The sequence below is a fragment of the Mesorhizobium sp. P2_C7 genome (assembly GCF_056404515.1).
Window position 1 is genome coordinate 22,155 of record NZ_JBFUDW010000002.1, and the last position, 21,596, is coordinate 43,750.

Annotated in this window: 16 protein-coding genes; 8 read left to right on the plus strand and 8 right to left on the minus strand. The window is 63.8% G+C overall.

Annotated features, from left to right (window positions below):
- Positions 1-91 precede the first annotated feature (91 nt).
- Together AC1D2G_RS05170 and AC1D2G_RS05175 are read left to right on the plus strand one after the other, a co-directional pair.
- On the plus strand, positions 92-1,378 hold the full coding sequence (locus AC1D2G_RS05170; RefSeq protein ID WP_477412475.1) for an NAD(P)/FAD-dependent oxidoreductase: 1,287 nt from the start codon (positions 92-94) through the stop codon (positions 1,376-1,378).
- Between the two features lie 345 nt (positions 1,379-1,723).
- On the plus strand, positions 1,724-2,590 hold the full coding sequence (locus tag AC1D2G_RS05175) for an SH3 domain-containing protein (protein ID WP_477412477.1): 867 nt from the start codon (positions 1,724-1,726) through the stop codon (positions 2,588-2,590).
- Between the two features lie 186 nt (positions 2,591-2,776).
- On the opposite strand, the gene AC1D2G_RS05180 is transcribed toward AC1D2G_RS05175, so the two are convergent.
- On the minus strand, positions 2,777-3,523 hold the full coding sequence (locus AC1D2G_RS05180; protein ID WP_095088868.1) for an SDR family oxidoreductase: 747 nt from the start codon (positions 3,521-3,523) through the stop codon (positions 2,777-2,779).
- A 344-nt stretch (positions 3,524-3,867) separates the two neighbouring features.
- Here AC1D2G_RS05180 and zwf point away from each other — a divergent pair, with 344 nt between their 5' ends.
- From zwf to edd, 3 genes are all read left to right on the plus strand, one after another.
- Positions 3,868-5,337, plus strand: a complete 1,470-nt coding sequence (gene zwf / locus AC1D2G_RS05185; protein ID WP_095088578.1) for a glucose-6-phosphate dehydrogenase — start codon at positions 3,868-3,870, stop codon at positions 5,335-5,337.
- The gene (gene pgl, locus AC1D2G_RS05190; RefSeq protein ID WP_477412479.1) at positions 5,319-6,035 is read left to right on the plus strand and encodes a 6-phosphogluconolactonase; all 717 of its coding nucleotides are present in this window, start codon (positions 5,319-5,321) and stop codon (positions 6,033-6,035) included. Before zwf ends, pgl begins: the two co-directional genes overlap by 19 nt.
- 71 nt (positions 6,036-6,106) lie before the next feature.
- Positions 6,107-7,930 carry a phosphogluconate dehydratase gene (gene edd / locus AC1D2G_RS05195; RefSeq protein WP_477412481.1) on the plus strand — a complete coding sequence of 608 codons (1,824 nt, stop codon included), beginning with the start codon at positions 6,107-6,109 and terminating at the stop codon, positions 7,928-7,930.
- Between the two features lie 71 nt (positions 7,931-8,001).
- Here edd and AC1D2G_RS05200 read toward each other — a convergent pair whose 3' ends face one another.
- The 4 genes from AC1D2G_RS05200 to AC1D2G_RS05215 all read right to left on the minus strand — a co-directional run bounded on the left by AC1D2G_RS05200 (position 8,002) and on the right by AC1D2G_RS05215 (position 14,647).
- On the minus strand, positions 8,002-9,672 hold the full coding sequence (locus AC1D2G_RS05200) for a vWA domain-containing protein (RefSeq protein WP_477412483.1): 1,671 nt from the start codon (positions 9,670-9,672) through the stop codon (positions 8,002-8,004).
- Positions 9,673-9,798: 126 nt separating this feature from the next.
- On the minus strand, positions 9,799-10,761 hold the full coding sequence (locus AC1D2G_RS05205) for a GlxA family transcriptional regulator (protein ID WP_013530232.1): 963 nt from the start codon (positions 10,759-10,761) through the stop codon (positions 9,799-9,801).
- A gap of 56 nt (positions 10,762-10,817) precedes the next feature.
- On the minus strand, positions 10,818-11,717 hold the full coding sequence (gene folD, locus AC1D2G_RS05210) for a bifunctional methylenetetrahydrofolate dehydrogenase/methenyltetrahydrofolate cyclohydrolase FolD (protein WP_477412484.1): 900 nt from the start codon (positions 11,715-11,717) through the stop codon (positions 10,818-10,820).
- A 245-nt stretch (positions 11,718-11,962) separates the two neighbouring features.
- Positions 11,963-14,647 carry a GumC family protein gene (locus AC1D2G_RS05215; RefSeq protein ID WP_477412485.1) on the minus strand — a complete coding sequence of 895 codons (2,685 nt, stop codon included), beginning with the start codon at positions 14,645-14,647 and terminating at the stop codon, positions 11,963-11,965.
- 200 nt (positions 14,648-14,847) lie between these two features.
- Between AC1D2G_RS05215 and AC1D2G_RS05220 the strand changes: the two genes are divergently transcribed.
- Complete coding sequence (locus AC1D2G_RS05220; protein WP_477412486.1) at positions 14,848-16,146, plus strand: lipopolysaccharide biosynthesis protein; 1,299 nt, start codon at positions 14,848-14,850, stop codon at positions 16,144-16,146.
- A 96-nt stretch (positions 16,147-16,242) separates the two neighbouring features.
- Here the strand turns inward: AC1D2G_RS05220 and AC1D2G_RS05225 are convergent, their stop codons facing one another.
- From AC1D2G_RS05225 to AC1D2G_RS05235, 3 genes are read right to left on the minus strand one after another with little or no spacing between them, the layout of a single operon-like run.
- Complete coding sequence (locus AC1D2G_RS05225) at positions 16,243-17,166, minus strand: DUF6492 family protein (protein ID WP_477412487.1); 924 nt, start codon at positions 17,164-17,166, stop codon at positions 16,243-16,245.
- The gene (locus AC1D2G_RS05230) at positions 17,163-17,957 is read right to left on the minus strand and encodes a WecB/TagA/CpsF family glycosyltransferase (RefSeq protein ID WP_477412489.1); all 795 of its coding nucleotides are present in this window, start codon (positions 17,955-17,957) and stop codon (positions 17,163-17,165) included. Before AC1D2G_RS05230 ends, AC1D2G_RS05225 begins: the two co-directional genes overlap by 4 nt.
- Entirely contained in the window at positions 17,954-19,126 is a 1,173-nt protein-coding gene (locus tag AC1D2G_RS05235; protein ID WP_477412491.1) for a glycosyltransferase family 4 protein, read from the minus strand. The genes AC1D2G_RS05230 and AC1D2G_RS05235 overlap by 4 nt, the downstream gene beginning before the upstream one ends.
- Before the next feature lie 171 nt (positions 19,127-19,297).
- On the opposite strand from AC1D2G_RS05235, the gene AC1D2G_RS05240 reads away from it, so the two are divergent.
- Together AC1D2G_RS05240 and AC1D2G_RS05245 are read left to right on the plus strand one after the other, a co-directional pair.
- Complete coding sequence (locus tag AC1D2G_RS05240; protein WP_477412493.1) at positions 19,298-20,296, plus strand: glycosyltransferase family 2 protein; 999 nt, start codon at positions 19,298-19,300, stop codon at positions 20,294-20,296.
- A complete protein-coding gene (locus AC1D2G_RS05245) occupies positions 20,265-21,590 on the plus strand; it encodes an O-antigen ligase family protein (RefSeq protein ID WP_477412495.1) in 1,326 nt (441 codons plus the stop codon). The genes AC1D2G_RS05240 and AC1D2G_RS05245 overlap by 32 nt, the downstream gene beginning before the upstream one ends.
- Positions 21,591-21,596: the final 6 nt, after the last annotated feature.

The window sequence follows — 21,596 nt, forward strand, 5'->3', positions numbered from 1 at the left end:
CGAGTAGCGAAGGTGCCCGATATTTTTCTATTCGCTATTCGCTATTCGCTTTTTTCCTCCTCCTTCTGAATCACCGAGTCTTTCCTCCATCATGCCCTACCAATCCCCGATTTCTCCCGGCCGTTCCTGGTATGAGGACAGCGCCGGCCCACGGCCGGAATATCCGGCGCTGGATGGCGACAAGACATGCGATGTCGTCATCATCGGCGGTGGTTTCACCGGCCTGTCGGCGGCTGCTCACCTTGCCAAGGCAGGCACGAATGTCGTGCTGATTGAAGCCTACCGCTTCGGCGATGGCGCCTCCGGGCGCAATGGCGGCCAGCTTGGCACCGGCCAGCGCGCCTGGGTCGAGGACCTGGAAGCCGAATACGGCCTCTCCCGCGCCAAGGCTTTGTTCGACCTTGCCGAAGAGGCCAAGGCGCATCTCCTTGAGTTTGCCGCCGCCAACCAGATCGATATCGACTATATGCCGGGCCAGCTCTCGGTGGCGCACAAGCCGCGCTATGTCGACGACTACAAGGCGCATGCCGAGATCATGGCGAGCCGTTTTTCCTACCCGCATATCTCGTTCATGGATGCCAAGGAGACGGCGGAGCGGCTGGGCTCGACCGCCTATTTCGGCGGAACGCGCGACACCGGCACCGGCCACATCCACCCGATGAAGCTGGTGATCGGCACCGCGCGGGTGGCGGCGCAAGCCGGCGCGCAACTGTTCGAGGAAACGCCATCGACCGGCATCATTTCAAGTGGCGGCAAGGTCAAGGTTTCGACACCGAGAGGCACGCTGACAGCGCAGAAATGCCTGATCGCGGTCAACGCCTATGGCGGCACGCTTGAGCCGGTGAGTGCCGCGCACACCATGCCGATCGGTTCGTTCATCGGCGCAACGGTGCCGCTGGGCGCGGACTCGACAGTGCTGCAGGGCGGCGAGGCGGTCGACGATTCCCGCTTCGTCGTGCGCTATTTCCGCAGATCGAAGGACGGGCGGCTGCTGTTCGGAGGACGTGAAGTCTATGGCGTCAACGATCCGAAGGGCATCCACATCCACATCCGCCGTCAGATCGTCGAACTCTATCCGGCACTCAGGGATGTCGAGATCACGCATGGCTGGGGCGGCTATGTCGGCATCACGGTGCCGCGAAAGCCGTTCGTGCGCGAAGTGATGCCCAATGTGATCTCGGCCGGCGGCTATTCCGGCCACGGCGTCATGCTGTCGAACTTCTTCGGCAAGCTCTATGCCGAAACCGTCGCCGGCAACCGCGACCGCCTTAAGCTGATCGAGGATCTGAAGATCCCGCCATTCCCCGGTGGCCGGCGCTTCCGCGCGCCGCTACTGTTCCTGGCGCTCAACTGGTTCGCGTTGCGCGACAGGATCTAGAAGCTGTTCCTGTCCCGGTGGAATTGGGAGCCTGATCTCCTGCGAAAACCGCATGGTCACTTTTCGGGATCGTGGTCCGGACGGACAGGATCGCTCTCATCTATGTAATATTGCTGTAATATTTGTTGCCGTAACGGCACATTGCAGAATCCCCTCCAAAGGAGCAGAATCCCTGATGAGGGCGTAGTGATGCCACAATCAGCGATATAAAGATGCCGGTTGTGGGTTACTGACGGGGAATTCTGCGGGCTTGCCCGCTTTGATTCTTGGGACTGATGCAGATCTGGCGCCAGGTTCTTGGCATTTGATCGGAAGAACATCGGCCCGCTTATGGAGGTGGCAAGAGTGAGAGAGCCCTTCAGTTTCGGTACGCCGGAACGTCGGCGCTTTGCCATGCAGTTCGGATATGACATGCGGCCGTCCTTCTGGCAGGAGGTCCGCTCGAATTCGCATCTGGTGATCGCCGCGATCGGCACCGCCGCACTGCTTGGTGTCGCCGCGGTGGCGCTGTGGCTGGCATTGCCGGCCAATGACAGGCAAGCGGCGGCGAGCCCCGAGCAGACCATTCCAACCATTCCGGTGAAAACGACGAAAATCGCTCCGTCGGGAGCAACTGTGGCTGCAGCGGCCGTGCCGCAGGCGGCGCGCAAGTCGGACAAGATTTTGCCGACCGTGGCGGCCGCGCAAGCCACCATACCGGCGCTGCCAGCCAATGATCCGCGTTGGACCGGTTCGCAGTCGAAGGCCGCATCCGCTGCCGGTACGCCTGCTCCCGGCCAGGTGGCGAACCAGGCTAAACAGGCACCGGACAAAGCCGCGGTGGCATTCGCGCAACCGGCGGCAGATAGCGATGCTGCCAGCGAACTTGCCAAGGTTGCCGCCCCCACTCCGCCGGCGGGTAGCCATCCCGATGACGCGAAAACCGCCGCCATCCCGGCGGTGCAGCCGCAGGTGCCGTCAGAGCAGCCCGCAGCGGCTGAAGACGACGACAGCCAGGCCAAGTCGAAGCCACGCAAAGTCGAGGCCGCCGGAACCGGACTGATCCTGCGGGCCGTGACCATGCGCAGCGGCCCGAAGAAAAATGCGGCCGCTATCCTCACGGTGCCGGCCAAAAGCTCGGTGCAAGTGATGAGCTGCAAGAAGTGGTGCCAGATCACCTACAACGGCAAGATCGGCTGGATCTACAAGACCTACATCAAAACCGGCGCCTGACGACTCGAGCAATTTCAGGAAAAGTGTGAAGCGGTTTCCCCGGGAAAAGCGCATAGCGCTTTCCCTGAGCGAATTCCGTCAAGATAAGAGATAGACCCGTCGCTGAAACGCAGCCTCCGTGCAGCATTTTGATTTGCCCATGAGCCTTTCCGAAAATCGGTACCGATTTTCGGGGCATTGGCGCTCTCAGATGCAGCGTCCGCCGTCGACTTCCAATGCCACACCGGTGATAAAGGCGGCTTCGTCCGACGCCAGCCAGAGTGCGGCGTTGGCGATGTCGAGTGGTGTCGAAAGCCGGCCGAGCGGGATCGACGCACGGAACTTCTCGCGGATTTCAGGCGTGTCGGCGCCCATGAACTTCTCCAGCATGCCGGTCTCGCCGGCAACCGGGCAGAGGCAGTTGACACGGATGTTCTTCGGCGCCAGTTCCACCGCCATCGACTTCGTGGCGGTGATCGCCCAGCCCTTCGAGGCATTGTACCAGGTGAGACCGGGCCGCGGCCGCAGACCCGCGGTGGAAGCCGTGGTCAGGATGACGCCGCCGCCTTGCCGATCCATGATCGGCACCACGGCGCGTGCGGCGTGATAGATCGCCTTCATGTTGACGGCGGTGATCAGGTCGAAGGTTTCCTCGTCGACGTTGAGCATGTCGCCGTTGCGATGGGTGTAGCCGGCATTGTTGACCATGATGTCGATACGGCCGAAGGCGCTCTTGGCGGCATAGACCATCTCGTCGAATTCGGACCGCAGAGAAACATCGGTCTGGGTCCAGATCGCCGCCTCGCCGATTTCGCTGGCGACACGCTCCGCGCCCTTGGCGTTGAGGTCGGCGACGACGACCCTGGCGCCCTCCTGCGCAAAGCGCCTGGCGATGCCCTCGCCAAAGCCCGCCGCCGCACCGGTTATGACGGCAACCTTGTTTTCCAGACGCATGCTTTTCCCGCTCATGATTGGTAACGTTCGACCGGAGTGCCCGCGGCAAACGCAAAGCCACGACTTCTGATCGGGCCACGGCTTCTAGCCGGCCCACGACTTCCAACCGGCTTGGTCGAAAGATGTGCGGTCATCGCCGATTTCTCCTTTGGCTTTCGCTTCGATCCCGCTCTATGCTGCAACTGCGAAGGCTTCCGGGGCCGCGCCTGTCGACAAGCCTCCGAGGTATCGGGCTGTCAAGAGGCAGGCGCAACACTCAGATGTGACACCATGGCACTGGTAAATTTAAATCGATTAGATTATATCAGCCGCGTCACAGCGACCGGCGTCAGAGCGGACAGACCATGACCAGCCAGATCATCCCCGTCGATCCTTTCGACTTCATCATTTTCGGCGGCACCGGCGACCTGTCGGAACGCAAGCTTCTGCCGTCGCTCTACTATCGCCAGCGCGACCATCAGTTCTCCGAGCCGACGCGCATCATTGGCACGTCGCGCTCGAAGATGACCGACGAGGAATTCCAGGCCTTCGCCAAACAGGCGATCTCGGACCACGTCAAAGCTGACGATATCGACGCCAAGGAACTGAAGACGTTCCTCGCCCGCCTTTCCTACGTCTCGGCCGATGCGACGACAGGCGCCGGCTTCGACAAGCTGAAGAAGGCGATCGGCGATAGCGACCGCATCCGCGCTTTCTACCTGGCGGTGGCGCCGGCGCTGTTCGGCGATATCTCGCACAAGCTGAAAGAGCACAAGCTGATCACGCCGAACTCGCGCATCGTGCTGGAGAAGCCGATCGGCCGCGACCTTGCCTCGGCGCAAGCACTCAACGACCTGGTCGGCGACGATTTCCACGAAAGCCAGATCTTCCGCATCGACCACTATCTCGGCAAGGAGACGGTGCAGAATCTGATGGCGCTGCGCTTTGCCAACGCGCTCTACGAGCCACTGTGGAATTCCGCCCATATCGACCACGTGCAGATCACAGTGGCCGAGACCGTGGGTCTGGAAGACCGCGTCACCTATTACGACAAGGCCGGCGCGCTGCGCGACATGGTGCAGAACCATATACTGCAGCTGTTGTGTCTTGTTGCCATGGAAGCGCCCTCGTCGATGGACGCCGACGCGGTGCGCGACGAGAAGCTGAAGGTGCTCAGGGCACTTAAGCGCATCAACGGCAACGAGGCGCCGAAGCACACCGTGCGTGGCCAGTACCGCGCCGGCGCCTCGGCCAGCGGCGCTGTGAAGGGCTATGTCGAGGAGCTTGCCCACGACAGCAACACCGAGACCTTCGTCGCCATCAAGGCCGAGATCGGCACCTGGCGCTGGGCGGGCGTTCCGTTTTACCTGCGGACMGGCAAGCGGCTGGCGACGCGGGTTTCGGAAATCGTCATCGAATTCAAGCCGATCCCGCATTCGATCTTCGGCGACAGTGCCGGGCCGATCTTCGCCAACCAGCTGGTCATCCGACTGCAACCGGACGAAGGCGTCAAGCAGTTCATCATGATCAAGGATCCGGGTCCGGGCGGCATGCGGCTGCGCCAGATCTCGCTCGACATGAGCTTCGCGCAATCCTTCGACGGCCGCGCTCCGGACGCCTACGAACGGCTGATCATGGATGTCATCCGTGGCAACCAGACCCTGTTTATGCGTCGCGACGAAGTCGAGGCGGCGTGGAAATGGATCGACCCGATCCAGAACGCCTGGGAGAGCGCCAGACAGGAAGCGCAGGGCTACACAGCAGGCACCTGGGGACCGTCGGCTTCCATTGCGCTGATCGAACGTGACGGGCGGACATGGCACGAGAGCAATTGAACAGCGTTGCCTATAGCTGGAACGGCTTCGCCGGGCGCCAGGAGTTGGCGGCCGCCCTTGCCGGCCATGTCGCCGGGCGCCTGACCAAGGCAATCGCCGAGCGCGGCACAGGGTTGCTCGCCGTCTCCGGCGGCACCACCCCGGCCAAATTCTTCGTCGCCCTTTCGGTGATACCCATCGCCTGGGACAAAGTGATTGTGACGCTGGTCGACGAGCGTTTCGTGCCGGCCTCCTCGCCGCGCTCCAATGCCGGGCTGGTGGCCGCCAATCTGTTGCAGAACGCGGCCAAGGCGGCACGGTTCGTACCGCTCTATCACGAAGCCGTCGGCATCGAGGATGCGGCGGCGTCCGACAACGCAGCGCTGCAGTCATTGCCCTGGCCGCTCGATGTCGTCGTGCTCGGCATGGGACCGGACGGCCACACCGCCTCGTTCTTTCCCGATGCCGATGATCTGGCAAAGCTGCTCGACCCGTCGTCCGACAGGATCGTGCTGCCGGTTCATGCGGCGAGTGCCGTCGAGCCGCGGCTGACCTTGTCGCTGGCGCGCATTGTCGATGCCGGCTTCATCGCGCTCCACATCGAAGGCGAGGACAAGCGCACCGCCTTCGACGGTGCGGTTGCACCTGGACCGCGAAAGCCGATCCGCGCCGTGCTCGACGCCGCACCCAAGCCCGTAGAGGTTTTCTGGGCGCCCTGATTTGAACGTGCTGAGGGTCCCGGCAGACAGCCGGAGGGTGTTCCGGGACCTCGCCTGAAAGGACCGACATCATGACCGCCAGACGCGACATCGAAGCCATCACCGAGCGCATCCGCCAGCGTTCCAGACCGGGCCGCGAGCGCTACCTCGGCCGCATCGCCGAAGCGTCGAACCGCACCGCCAACCGAGCCGTGCTGTCCTGCGGCAACCTCGCCCACGGCTTTGCGGTGTGCAGCCCCTCGGAAAAGCTGGCGCTGGGTGCGGACACGGTGCCGAACCTCGGCATCATCACCTCCTACAACGACATGCTGTCGGCGCATCAGCCGTTCGAGACCTTTCCGGCACTGATCAAGGACGCGGCGCGCGAGGCAGGCGGCATCGCCCAGGTGGCCGGCGGCGTGCCGGCAATGTGCGATGGCGTCACCCAAGGCCAGCCCGGCATGGAGCTGTCGCTGTTTTCGCGCGATGTGATCGCCATGGCCGCGGCGATCGGCCTGTCGCACAACATGTTCGACGCTGCCGTCTATCTGGGCGTCTGCGACAAGATCGTGCCGGGTCTGGTGATCGCCGCACTCACCTTCGGCCACCTGCCCGCAGTGTTCATTCCGGCAGGGCCGATGACCACCGGCCTGCCGAACGACGAAAAGGCCAAGGTCCGCCAGCTCTATGCCGAAGGCAAGGCGGGACGGGCCGAACTGCTGGAGGCCGAGTCCAAGTCCTATCACGGGCCGGGAACCTGCACCTTCTACGGCACGGCCAATTCCAACCAGATGCTGATGGAGATCATGGGCCTGCACACGCCGGGCGCCTCGTTCGTCAATCCCGGCACGCCGCTGCGCGAGGCCTTGACACGCGAGGCGACGAAGCAGGCGCTGGCGATCACCGCGCTCGGCAATGCCTATACGCCGGTCGGCCGGATGATTGACGAGCGTTCGATCGTCAACGGCGTCGTCGGCCTGCACGCCACAGGCGGCTCGACCAATCACACCATCCACCTGATCGCCATGGCGGCGGCGGCCGGTATTGCCATCACCTGGCAGGACATTTCCGATCTGTCGGAGGCCGTGCCGCTGCTGGCGCGGGTCTATCCCAATGGTCTCGCCGACGTGAACCACTTCCACGCGGCGGGTGGGCTCGGCTTCCTGATCCGCGAACTGCTCGACGAAGGCATCCTGCACGAGGATGTGCAGACGGTGTGGGGCGAAGGCCTGCGGCCCTATGCGGTCGAGGCAAAGCTCGGCGTCGACGGCAGCGTGGTGCGCGAAGCCTCGCCGCGCGAAAGCGGTGACGAAAAGGTGCTGGCGCCGTTCAACAAGGCATTCCAGGCAACCGGCGGTCTGAAGGTGCTCTCGGGCAATCTCGGCCATGCCGTCATCAAGACCTCGGCGGTGAAGCCGGAGCGGCGCATCATCGAGGCGCCGGCCAAGGTCTTCGACAGCCAGCAAGGACTGAACGAGGCGTTCAAGGCGGGAACGCTGACCGGTGATTTCATTGCCGTCATCCGCTTCCAGGGGCCGAAGGCCAACGGCATGCCGGAACTGCACAAGCTGACCACGGTGCTCGGCATCCTGCAGGACCGCGGCCAGCGCATAGCGCTGGTCACCGACGGGCGCATGTCGGGCGCCTCCGGCAAGGTGCCGGCCGCCATCCATGTCACGCCGGAAGCAGTCGAGGATGGACCGATCGCCAGGATCCATGATGGCGACATCATCCGGCTCGACGCCGACGCGGGAACGCTGGAAGTGCTGGTGCCGGCCAGCGAGTTTGCACTGCGCCGGACGGCGGATGCCGACCTCATCGGCAATGAATTCGGTTTCGGCCGCGAGCTGTTTGCCGGCTTCCGCCAGTTGGTCGGCCGTGCCGACCATGGCGCCAGCGCCTTCGGCACGGCGTGACGAAATCATCGTCCTGTCGATGAAAAAGGGCGGCTGACAGCTGCCCTTTTTTGCTGCCGGTCATACGGCAGTCACGGCGTAACGGTGATCTCGGTACGCTCGCCAGCCTTGACCGTCACCGGCATTTCCTTGTCATGGCCTCCATCGGACATGTGCCGGACGACCACGTAATCGCCGGCCGGAATGGTCTGCTGCCAGGCGTCGCCATAGTTCAGGCCAAGCGCCTTGCGATTGCCCTGGATGTCCTTTTTCGGAGACAGGACCTCGATCGAGTAGGCGCCAGGGGCCGACATGGCCAGAACGCCGGCACCGAGCGGCACCTTGATGTCCTGATTGTCGCCGACCTTGACGCTGAACGGCTGTTCGACGGTTGCAAGATCAAGCGTGGTGAGCGCGACATAGTCGTCCGGCGGCAGCCAGAACTTGCTGTCCGGCCCATAGGAATGCTCGACATCGTCGCGTGAACCGTCGATCTTCTTCTTCGCCTTGACGATCTGGAAGCCGAGGCCGGAACTGTCGGCCTTGTCGCCGCCGGTGACATAATAAGCGTTGAACACGACGTGCCCGACGCCGACGATGACGTCCTTTTCGATCGTCTGCCCGGCGGCCAGCTGGATGGTCTCGACCACCGAACCGCTGCCGATCTGAACCGTGACCTTCTGTTCACCCGCCGGTACGATGATCTTGGTGTCGCCATAGTGGGTGGTGTTGCCGCCAGGATAAGTGAAGTCGACATGGGCCTCGTCACTGATGTCGGCGCCCTGGCTCGGCCGCGGATGAATGAGCATGGTGCCCGCGTTCAAGGTGAACAGCGGCTTGTAGACCTGGCCGGCCTCGATCTTGAATTTCTGCTCCACCTTGGCCTCGTCGTCGCGTACAACGATGACATAGTCGCCGGGCTCGAGATTGCCCTTGTAGGCGCCATATTCGGTGGTCACGGAATCCCCGCGCGAGCCGTCGGAATTCGCCTTGTAGATCTCCCAGGCGTTGCCGTCGGTGATCGGCTCGCCACCTTCAGCCATCACCACTGTCGGCTGGAAGTTGAATTCCGGTTTCGCGGGCTCCGGCGCAGGCGTCGGGGCGGGAGCCGGTTCAGGAGCAGGAGCGGGTGCTGGCGCTGGTGCCGCCACCGTCTCGACTAGCGCCTCCTGCAACGCCTTCTCATCGGAGGCCTGGATGTACTTGCCGCCGGTGTTGTCCGCGAGGCAGGCGATCTGCTTGCCTTCGTCGGCGGTGAGGCCGAAGCCGACGACGTCGGCGGTGAAATCGACGCCGGACGCCTCGAGTTTCTTGCCAAGCGCGCAGGGATCGCCGCCGCATGTTTCCAGCCCGTCGGTGATGAGGACGACGGTCGCCTTGTCCTCGGTGTATTTCAATGCTTCGGCCGCCTGCTTGACGGCGGCCGTCAGCGGCGTCTTGCCGAGGAATTTCAGGCTGTCGGCAGCGGCCGAGATGGCGCTTGCCGAGCCTGCCTGTGGTGGCACGATCAACTGGATGTCGTCGCAACTGCCTTTTTCGCGATGGCCATAGGCCATGAAGCCGATCTCGTCATCGGCGGGAACCGATTGAAGCACGGTTCTCAGCGATTCACGGGCGATTTCGAGCTTGGGCTTGCCGTCGATCTGCGCCCACATGGAGCCAGAGGCATCGAGAATGATGATGACCTTGTTTGCGGCAAAGCCGAACGTCGTCATCGACAAAAGGAGGATCGCCGCAGCGACGCTCCGTGCAAATCCCGCCATCGAAATCTCCTCAAATCCGCCCCGATCCGGGCGGGAAGCTATTTGACGCAGCGTCAGGACACAAGGCCGGGCGCGGCTGGGAGGGGACGGAATGTCAAACTTTTGAGCGGAAGCGAAAATCTCCGCTCAGTAGGTCGTGCGGCGCTCTTCCGAGGGCGGCCTGCCGAATTGCAGCCGGTAGCTCTGGGCAAAATAGGAATGCGAGGTGAAGCCCGTGGCGATCGCCACGTCGAGGATCGGCATGTTGGTCTGGCGCAGCAATTCGCGGGCCCGCTCCAGCCGCAGCCGCATGTAATAACGGCCCGGCGTGACGCTGAGATGGCGCAGGAACAGGCGCTCGACCTGGCGCACCGACAGGCCGGCGGACTTGGCCAGTTGCACCGCCGACAGCGGCTCATCGAGGTGGTCGGCCATCAGTTCGACGATGCGCCTGAGCTTCTCCGACTTGCCCGTGAGATCGCGTTCCGGCCCGACACGCTGGCGGTCGCCGGCCGAGCGGATACGCTCGTGCTGGAATTGGTTGGCGACGCCATTGGCGAGGTTGGAGCCGAAATCGCCGCGCACGATCTCCAGCATCAGGTCGATCGAGGTGGTGCCGCCGGCGCATGTGTAGCGCTTGCGGTCGATCTCGAAGACATTGCCCGTGCAGTTGATGTCGGGGAAGCGTTCGACGAAGCCGGCGCGGTTTTCCCAATGGATGGTGCAGCGATAGCCTTCCAGCTGGCCGGCCTCGGCCAGCAGGTAGGAGCCGACCGACAGCGCACCGAGCGCGTTGCCGCGCCGGCCCCAGCTGCGCAGCGCCGCCAGCACCTTGCTCTTGCCGGGAAATTCCGTCGTCAGTCCGACCGAGACGAAGAGGATGTCGACCGGCGGCAGGTCGGCAACGGCATAGTCGATCTTCAGCGGCAGGCCATTGGAGGCCATCACCGGATCGCCATCCGCGGAGACGGTCGTCCAGCCATAGAAGTCGCGGCCAAGCAACCGGTTCGCCGACCGGAACGTATCGATCGCCGCGGCCAGCGAGAACATCGAGAACTTGTCGACCAGCAGGAAAGCGAACTGCCGGCCGCCTTGAACGGGATCCGTCATGACCGGCCGTTCTACAGGAACAGTTGGGTTCGGCAAAGCTGCGGCTTTCTGGTGGGTCAGAAGGACGGCCGTTTCAATCCGGCCGCGAGGTAGGCAGAGGCTAACGTATTGGCCATCAGCATGGCAATGGTCATCGGGCCGACACCACCGGGCACCGGCGTAATGGCGCCGGCGGCCTTCGCCGCTTCGGCATAGGCGACATCGCCGACGAGGCGCGACTTGCCCTCGCCCTTTTCCGGCGCCGGAATGCGGTTGATACCGACATCGATGACCGTGGCGCCGGGCTTCACCCAATCACCCTTGATCATCTCCGGCCGACCGACCGCCGCGACGAGAATGTCGGCGGTGCGGGCAAGCGCCGGCAAATCCCTGGTGCGGCTGTGGGCGATGGTGACGGTGCAGTTGGCGGCAAGCAGGAGGTTGGCCATCGGCTTGCCGACGATGTTGGAGCGGCCGACGACGAGCGCGTTGAGGCCGGACAGGTCCTTGCCGCGCACGCGCTCGATCAGGAGCATTGAGCCGGCCGGCGTGCAAGGCACGAAGGCGGTCTCGAGTTCGCCGGTGCCGAGCTTGCCGACATTGATGAAATGAAAGCCATCGACATCCTTTTCCGGCGCGATGGTCTGGATGATCTTGCCGGCGTCGATATGGGCGGGCAGCGGAAGCTGCACCAGGATGCCGTTGATGGCCGGATCGGCGTTGAGATCACCGATGATCTTCAGTAATGCCGGCTCGGAGGTTTCGGCCGGCAGCGTGTGCTGGACGGAATGAAAGCCGCATTCCTTGGCGGTGCGCGACTTGGAAGCGACATAGACCTGGCTGGCCGGATCCTCACCGACGATGACCACGGCAAGACCGGGTTTGGCCTTGCCTTTCGCGACAAGTTCGGCCGTCAGGGTCTTAACCGTCCGCACCACGTCTTCGGCGACGCTCTTCCCATCAATCACTTCGGCCATGGACCACCCTCAACACCGTTCCGCCCAAACGGCCGCATCGAAAACATGAATGCGGCACCCTGGATCCTTGTCTGACGCATGCCGCGAAACCGCGCGCCCCGATCAAACTCGGAAGCGTGCCTTCGGCACCATGCAGCGCGGCATTTTCACGAAAATTCCAACACGCAATCCCGTCAAAGCGCCGTCCCATGCCGTTTACGCGAAACCGGCATGTTTTTGTTCGGCAGCGCGACTTATTTTGTGGCTCAGAAGTAGCGGCGGCGCGCGCGGGTCTCGGTAAGTTCGCGGACGGCTTCGCGGAATTCGCGCAGGCTGGCGCGGATTTCGTCGATCGGGGCGTGCCGTTCGACATCCTCCGCCGCCCGGGGCGCCTCCACCGATGGCTCGTCGGGCTGAGCCGCCTGCTGCGGCGCGGTGGGCTGTTGCGGATAAGGCGCGGAAGCGGGGTGGGGCGGATAAGACATCTGCCCGGCATCGGGCATGGGCTGCGGGTAGGGATAGCCCGGCTGCTGCGGCACCTGCCAGTGCTGCGCCTGCGGAAGGCCTAACGGCTGCCCATAGGGATAGGCCTGCGGACCCGAATACGATCGCTGCGGCATCATGTGGGGAGGCAATGGCGGCTGCGCTGTCTGTTGCGGATAGGGAACATGGCCGCCGGGCCGGAAAGGCAGTGGTGGATAGGCTGCCGCGGCCGACGGCAGGGGCGCAAAGGCCGCTGCCGACTGGGAATAGGCGGGGTGCGTCAGATCTTCCGTTGGCTTCCCTTCGGCAAAGGATGAGACCCACTCACCGGCATCGATAGTGTCCTGCGGGGACTGCTTGCGGGACATGGCCTTGCGCAGCTTCGACAGCAACGCACTGATCCGACCGGGACCGTCGGTCGGCGTGACGTCAGCCTGTTGAACAGGCGCGGGTGGTGCAGGCGGTGGCGGGGGCGGTGCAGGTGGCGGTGGTGGCGGTGCCGCCGGCTGCGGTGCAGGTGGTTTTGGCGGCGGCGGTGCTGCCTGATATGCCTTGTCGTCGTAAGGCGTCCGGCGTTCGTCCATGCTGCGGTCGCGGCGCGAGCGCGATGTCGCGGTGTCACGCAAGCTCTCATAGGCGCCACGCATGGCGCCGAGGCCAACGCCGGAGGCAAAGCCCAGCAGCAGGCCGGCAAGCGCCACCACGACCCGCGACGGCCCGTTCGGCTCGAGCGGCGCGAAGGCCTTCGAGATCACATTGATGTTGGCGGTGTTGATGTCTTTCTGCTCGCCCGTCTCCTTGGCGCGCAGCAGATACTGTTCATAGACGGAACGCTTGGCGGCGGCCTCGCGCTCCAGTTCGCGCATCGACACCAGGTCGCTGTTGACGTCGCCGCTGCGAACCTTCAGCTGCGCCAGACGAGAGGCGAGATCCTGTTCGAGCTGGACCGCGCGCTTGAGGTCGACCTGCAGCGACGAGCCGATGCGACGCAGTTCCGCGGCGATGCGGTCGCGTGCGCCGGCAAGCTGGGCATTGAGCGCCTGGAGTTCGGGGTGCCGCGGACCGAACCGGATGGCGGCGCGGTCGGCCTCCTGCTTGAGTGACGCATATTGCGAACGCAGATCGCTCATCGTGTTGGAGTTGATCTCCTCCGGCAAGGTGCCGGTGAGAACCGAGTTGACGTCGACCGAACGCGCCGAAGCGGCCCGGGCGTTGAGTTCCAGCGTGCGGGCGCGCGCAACCGACAGCTGCTCGTTGAGCTTCAGCATCTCGTCGTCGCTGATGAGGTGGCCCTGCGCGTCGACGAGGTCGTGCGTGGCCCTGAAATCCTCGACCTTGCGTTCGGCCGCCTCGACGCCCTTGCGCAATTCATCAAGCCTGGCCGTCAGTTCGTCGGTGGCGCGGCCGGCGGTATCGGACTGGATCTGACCGAAGGTCTGCAGGAAGACATCCGTCATCGTGTTGGCGATGAGAGCCGATTTCTCGCCATTCTGCGTGGTGGCGCTGACGGTGATGACGAAGGTCTTGCCGCCGCGCTCGACTGAAAGGCTTTCGCCCAGATTGCCGACAGTAAGCGCCCGGCGGCGGGTCTCGTCGACACCACCCGGCCCGTCGTGGCGCGACAGGATGGAGCGGATGAGCGACATGACGCTGAGGCCGCCACTGCCCTGCCCATTGAATTCCGGATCGTTGACGAGATTGAGCTTGTCGACGACCTTGTTCAAAACGGTGCCGGACGTCAGCACCCGAACCTGGTTTTCGACGATGGCCAGCGTGGCATCGGAGGCGACGACCGACTGGGTGAGGTCGCGGTCGGTGAGCTTCAGGTCGCGCGGATCGACGATCAGTTCTGTGGTGGCTTCGTATTTCTTCGGCGTCGACAGCGCGATGGCGATGCCGAGCCCGGCACCCAATATCGTCGTCGCCACGATCAGCAGCTTCGACTTGCCAACGCCACGGACGACCTGCATCGGATCGATCAGCGGCTTCCATTGCTGGCTGTCCGCGCCGTCGTTGCGGGACGCCCGCGCGTCGCCTGAATGGTAAGGTTCGGATATGCGATCGGGGCGATAGGTGGTGCCTGCGGTTTCAGCAGACCGTGACGTGGTTTGCGCGTAGTCCGATGATGCCGACCTGGTTGCTGAATAATCGTCAGCGGATCGACCGCCTTCAGGCGGCACCTGCGCAGACGAAGCTGGCTCATAGCCAGCCTGATATCCATCTGTTGCAACGGCATCCGGCAGCTTCGAATTCGACAGCGCCTCGCGCTGCGAAGGGCTCGTCCGCGCTTCGCGCTGTGACCGGGCGAGACGATGACGCGTGGCGGCATCCTCGCGCCATGACGGGTCCGCCCGGTCCCCGATCGAGACCAGGGACGCGTCGGGTTCGTCGTCGCCACGCACAGCCTTGCCAAGCGCCAGCAGCGAACGCTCGCGCTTCCAGTCTTCACGGTTTTCCCTGTCGACCATCGTCTGGAGCTTTACCCTTGGCGGCCTGCAAACGGCGCTTCGCCATTCGTTAAGCCACGCTAAACAGGCATGGAAAACAAAAGGTTAATTTTCGCCCGCCGAAGCCCCCGTTTCTCCCTCCGCCAGTACCTATTTTTCAACACGCCCCTGGACTCCAGAACGGCACGTTAAGTTTTCCGACCTAAGCTCTCCCTGGAGATATGACGCAAGCCAGTGACATACCGCAAAGGCGGCCTACCCTCGCCCGGATCGGCATTTTTTTGGCCGAACGACGGGGCCTGCTGCGCGACTATTTCTCGGCGATCAGCGGCGCTGGCGGGCGGCTGGTGTTTTCACTCGCCTATTTCATCGCGCTGGCCAACACGCTGTCGATTTCCGAGTTCGGCATGTTCGCAACCGCATCGGCGGCCGGCGTCATGCTGTCGCGCATTCTCGCCTTCGGCTTCATCTCGGCACTCTATCGCACCGCCACCATCCGCCCCAATCTGATCGGCACCTTCACCGCCGGCTTCCTGCTGCTCGGCCTGCTGTCGCTGCCGCTGTTGGCCGCGGCCTCGTTCGGCGTTTACCTGATCTTCTTCGCCGACACCGTGCCGCTGTCGGTGTTTGCGGCAATCGTCTTTGCCGAAGCCCTGTTGTGGCGGCCAGTGGAGGTGGCGCTGATCGTCAACAACGGCCTGGGCAAGTTCGGCCGCGCCGCGCTGCTGGCCATCCTGGCGACGGCGCTGCGGGCGCTCGGCGCGGTGCTGTTCATGTTCTGGGCGCAACACAGCGTCTGGATATGGTCGTGGTTCTATATCGGCGCCAATGCCGCCTCGTCGCTGATTGCCTTCGGCTTCTTCTACCCGCGCCAGCGTTTGCGGCTGCGCATCGAGCTTTATCTTCGGCGACTGGCTGACTCCATCTACGTGGCCGGGGCCGAAGTGCTGTTTTATCTGCAGATGGAGTTCGACAAACTACTGGTCCTGGCGATCGGCGGACCGCATCTGGCCGGTATCTACGCCATCATCATGCGGCTGGTCGACCTGACGGCCATTCCGATCCGCACCTTCTCGATGATGCTGGTGCAGCGCATGATGCGCGCGCCGGAGCTTCTGTCACGGCTGGCGGTCAAGAGCGGCATCGAAGGCGGCGTTTTCGCTGTCTCGACGCTGGCGCTGCTGACGCTTGGCATCGTGCTGCATTTCTTCCCCAATGCGCTCGGCAAGAACGTCGCCGAGGCCGCTCCTCTGGTGGCGCTGGCGATCTGCGTCCCGGGACTGCGCAATCTGGTCGAATACCAAGCGGAGCTGCTGTTCGCCCGCGGCCAGACGCTGGTGCGGGCGCTCAATCTCGGCCTGCTTGCCGGGCTGAAGGCGGTGCTGCTGACTTATGTGCTGACGACCATCCTCGACACGCCGAACCTGGTGCTGTCGCTCAACGTCGTCTTCCTGCTTCTGTATCTTGCCTCAACGCTGCTCACCTATTCGGCGATGCGCAAGCCGGCAAAGCCGGTCTAGGGCGGTTCACCGTTCACAGAAACGCAGAACCACCCTATCTCCCCAGCTTTGACGCAATTGCGGACGGCAACCCGGCCCGCTTTCAGGATCCGGCCTTTAGTTGAGCCCGATCAGACGGCGGATGCGGCCGATATCGGTGCCTATGAAAGACTGCATGCCGATTGCCACCTGCTCCGGTGCCATGGCGGCGACGAAGCGGCGGAACTCGTCGTCCGACAGCGCTTGCCCGGTCCAGTGGACTCGGCAGAACTCCTCCGAAGCGTGGAAGTGGCCGGCACCCTCCAGCAGATCGTCGACATAGCGGCCGTAGATCATGCATTCGGAGAACTTGCGCGCCGAGCCGACAACCTCGACCCAGCCACGCGCATGGACCTTCTCGATCTCGCCGCACATGGCCAGCACGGTGTCACGCCGCCACGCGATCAGCGTCGAAATATAGTCATGGACCGATGTCCGGGAGGGGTCGATACCGAGTGCCGCACCGGCGTTGCGCGACCAGATGCGATGCTCCTCATGCCCCTCGTCCGCCAGCATCCCGTCGCGGCGGAACAGCCGCGCCTTGCCCTCGCGCCAGAAGGCGCCGCAGTCGAAAGGTTTGAGGAAGGCGACGTCGGAATCGCAGAAGATCAGGACGTCTTCGCTGGCGTGCGCGGCGATCGCGATACGGCGCAATTGCTGCACGTGCCAGCCGCGCAACGGCTGCGTCTTCAGGCTGAGCCAGACACGCCGGCGAAACAGGCTGAGCGGATCGTCGAAGGCATGCAGCCAACGCGGCAGCAATTCCCGCTCATCGACGATGCTGCGACGGTCGTTCTCCAACTGACGGAAAAGCTTGATATCGCGATGTTCGACCAGGATATAGTGGTGCGCCGCGCCCGAGACGTGGCGGTCAAGCGTTTCGCATAACAGCCGGCAACGCTCGAAATCCGGCGCATAGCTTGCCGTCACTATTGCCGCCGTCGGTACCTGCCGAAGCGAGCTTGGCTCGATCGCGGCGCCTGGGACGAACCGGCTGTTCAATGGATGTCTCCCGCAGCTTCCGGTATGAGCGAGAGTTTCTGCCTGACAACGCGCAGCAGGAACAAGGGATTGCCGACCACGTAGCGGCGCCACAGGCGACCGGGTTCGACGGCCAACCGAAACAGCCATTCGAGCCGCAGCCGGCGCATCCACAAGGGCGCCCGCGGCACCGCGCCGCTGAGAAAATCGAGCAATGCGCCGACGGCGATCGGCAGCGTGCAGTGACGCGCGTCGATATGGCGTGCGATCCACAATTCCTGGCGCGGCACGCCCATGGCGACGAGCAGCACGTCCGGCCGCAATTCTTCGATCCGATCGACTATTCCCGCCTCCTCGGCAGGCGAGAAATAGCCGTCATGGATGACCACGAAGCTGTGCTGCACAGCAAGTGCTGCAAGCTTGGCCGACGCAGCTTCGGCATTGACGCGCGTCGCGCCGAGCAGCCCGACCGTCAACGGCGTCGTCGATGCCTGCAGGAAGGCGGGGACGAAATCGGTGCCGTTGAGATTGTCCGGAAACGGCGCTCCATAAAGAAGTTTCGCCGCCAGATCGACACCGATGCCGTCGGGCAGGATGAGGAAATCATCGAGCGCGTCGGCAAAGATCGGGTCGGTGGAGGCGAGGTTAGCGTTGTGGGCGTTGAGGAAACTGACCTTGGTGAAGCGCCGCTCGGCAATCAGGCGGTTCAGCAGGCCGACCGCATCGTTCCAGCGGATAGCGAGCACCGGGATACCGAGGATCGTCTTCGAGGTGTCGAGCCCCGACGGGGTGCGGGCGGCATGCATGTTCATGCAAACGCCTCCTGCCTGACCGTCCCGAGCTTTTCGAGGCCGAGCCGGATGGCGGCATCGAGCGCCCTGACCTGCGACCGACGGAAAGCGCTGCCGTCGACATCGTGGATGACAGCTGCCGCGGCCTCCAGGGCCCGGGCAAAATCGGCCGGATCGTCGGTGACGACGCAATTGGCCGGGCGATGATCGATGCCGCGCAGCGAGCGGCGGGTGGCGACGGAGGGCAGGCCGAGTTCGAAGGTCTCGATGGTCTTCAACTGGACGCCGCTGCCGGCGGTGCTGATCAGCGGGATGACGGCAGCACTGCGCACGAAAGCTTGCGCATCCGGCACACGGCCGACGAATTCGACACCGGGATGCTTCGACGTGACGCCCGAAGGCATGCTGCCGGCGATCCGGATGCGGAAACCGGGCCGCAGATGCGGCACCACCTTGCCCAGGAACCAGTCCAGGCCGATACGGTTCGGCTGCCAGGTCCAGGTTCCGATCAGCGCTGCCTCGCAGTCGATACGGCGCAAAGCTTCCTCGCTCGGCGCCTGCGCGCCCGTCACCAAAGGCAGCACCGCCGAGCGGTCGTCGGAGGCGACACCGAGTGCCGCGCGGTCTTCCTCTGCCAGCGTGAAGATGAAACGCGCGCGGCGGCAGAGACGCTCTTCCATGGTCTCGAGCAACTTCGCCTCGCGGCGAAACAGCAGGCGCTGGAAGAGGCTGCCGGCGGCAGCGGCATTCTCCTGCGCCGAAAGATGCTCGACATTGTGGGCGACGAAGATCGAGGGCTGGTCGGCGAACAGCTTTTCGAAGGCGCCGGCGAACTGCACGGAATTCAACACATAGCCGTCGAACGGACCGGCGCGTGCGACCGCGGCGAGAACGTCGCTGTCGGGCACTGCGCGCAACTTGACCGAGGCGAAGGTGAGGCCCGAGAGCAGCGCCTTGCCGACCCAGGCCAGCTTTTGTCGTGCAGAGGCATTGTCCGTGCGCACGTCGATCGCACCCAAAACCACGGTGTTTTCGGGATCGTCCGCGGGTTTTCCCGGCCAGGTGAAGCCGATGACGGTGACGCGCGCGCCAGCGCGCCGCAAAGCAGCGATGATTGCAGCGTTGGCTATCTCATAGCCCGAGGCAAGAGCGCCGTCGGGCACGATCGATGTGGCGAACAGCAGATGCATCTCACCTATCCTGTGGTGTAGCCGGTAGCAAAGTGCGGTGAACCCTTGATTAAGCGAGCACAATCGACGAGCGAAAGCCGCTGCCTGGCAGGCTTCTCCGTGCAAGGTGATTAACGAAACCTTATCACCGTGGTGATACCAGAACCCAACTCACCATGTGGCTGGACACAGATGATCCCTTTGCCATCGGACGGTTCGGTATCGATCGCGGGGCGCTCGCCCCGGCTTGACGCCGAGACTGTCGAAGTCGTCGTCACCTTGCCGACCTTCAAGCGGCCCGAGCAGGTGCTGGAAACGCTGGCGTCGCTGCGTGCGCAGCAAACCGGCCGGCGCTTTGCCGTCATCGTCATGGAAAATGAAGCCGAAGCGCGCGCCGGCGCCAAGGCGGCGGTGCCGCTGTTCGAGCGCGGCGAGATTTCAGGTCTGGTCATTATCGCCCATCAGCGCGGCAATTGCAGCGCCTACAATGCCGGCTGGCAGACAGCGATCCTGCAATTCCCCAACTTCAGGCATCTGCTGGTCATCGATGATGACGAGATCGCCGATCCGCAATGGCTGGAACGGATGTGCGGAGCAGCCGAAACGCTCGGCGCTGATATCGTCGGCGGTCCGCAGGTGCCCGACTTTGCCGACCCCGCCCATGCGAAATGGGCCGAGCATCCGGTGTTTGCCCCGCCCTACCGGCAAACCGGCCGCGTCCCGGCGCTCTATTCGTCCGGCAATCTCTTGGTCGGACGCAACGTTCTGATCGCCATGGGTCCGCCCTTTCTCGATCTGAAATTCAACTTCATGGGCGGCGGCGATTCTGATTTTCTCAGCCGGTCCGCGCAGAGAGGCTTCGTGCTCGGCTGGTGCGCCGAGGGACAAGTGCATGAAACCGTTCCGGCCCGGCGTGTCGAGGCCGACTGGATCCGTGCCCGCAGCCTGCGCAACGGCGTGATCTCGACACTGGTCGAAAAGAAGAAACGCGCCGGCACGCCGCTGGCCGGCGCCATGGTGTTGCTGAAGAGCCTGGCGCTGCTTGCCGCCTCGCCGTTCCGCGGCATGCTCCGGCTGGCGCGGACAGGATCGCCGGCGATCGCCATCTATCCCGTCCATGTGGCGCTGGGCCGCGTGCTGGCCGAATTCGGATATGCCAATGAGCAATACCGCCAGCCTGAGAAAAACTGAGCGTGCGCCACTCAGCGCCGCGTTCACGCGCGAAGGCGTGGCGACCGCGATCGCAGCACTGCTGTTCACCGTCATCATGGTGTCCTTCCGCCCGTTCCAGCCGGCCGGCGCCGAACTGACCGGCGAAGGCGGCGACATCGTCAACCAGCTTGGCTTCGGCTCGCTCGGCGCCATGTCGATCTTCTCGCTGATGGCCTTTGCCGATCCGCGCGTGGTGCGCTCGCTGCTCAGCCCGTCCTGGGTGCTGATGTTGGGCTTCTTTTTCCTGTCGGTGGTGCTGGCAACCGACCCGCCCACGGCGATGCGTGCCGCCTCGTTCACGCTGATCGGCATTTTGACGATGGCGACGATACTGGTCTTGCCGCGCGACGCCGAGGCTTTCTCAAAGGTTATCATCTTCACCGCCGTCGTGGTCATGGGTCTGTCCTATTTCGGCCTCATCGTCTTTCCGCACGAAGCCATGCACACCGCCGACTCGCAGGAGCCCGAACATGCCGGCCTGTGGCGCGGCGTGTTCACCCACAAGAACATCGCCGGCCCGATCATGGCCTGTTTCAGTTTCGCCGGCCTGTACCTCTATCGGCGCGGGCAGCGGCGTTGGGGGGCGGCGATCTTCTGCGCGGCAATGATCTTCATGCTGCACACCGGCTCCAAGACGACAGCGGGCCTCGTGCCGTTCTCGATCCTGATCGTCATGTTTCCGAGCCTGATGGGCATGCGGCTCGGCACGCCGGTCCTGTTTGCGCTGGCGATGATCGGCACGGCGGTCGGCACGCTCGGCATCGTCTTCCTGCCGCCGGTGAAGCATCTGGCGGCGAGCTATTTCCCCGACCTCACCTATACCGGGCGCACGACGCTGTGGGAGTTCGCCGGCAGTATGCTGGCGAAGAGACCATGGACCGGCTACGGCTATGAAAGCTTCTGGGGCACGCCGCTGCTGCTCAACCAGGACCAGCCCTTCGACCGACCGTGGGACATTAGAACCATCGTGCACGGCCATGACGGCTATCTCGACATCGCCGTACTGATGGGCATTCCGGCACTTTGCGTCGCGGTCTACACCTTCCTCATCGCGCCGCTGCGCGACTACATGCGTATCCCGCTTCGCAAGGAAAACATCTATCTCGGCGACTTCTTCATGATGGTGGTGCTGTTCACGGCGCTCAACGCCTTCCTCGAAAGCTTCTTCTTCCATCGCGGCGACCCGGTCTGGCTGTTCTTCGTGCTCGGCGTGCTTGGGCTGAGACAGGTGTCGCTGCGGCCCATGGCAGTGCGCGATCCCGATCGCGACTAGCGGTCT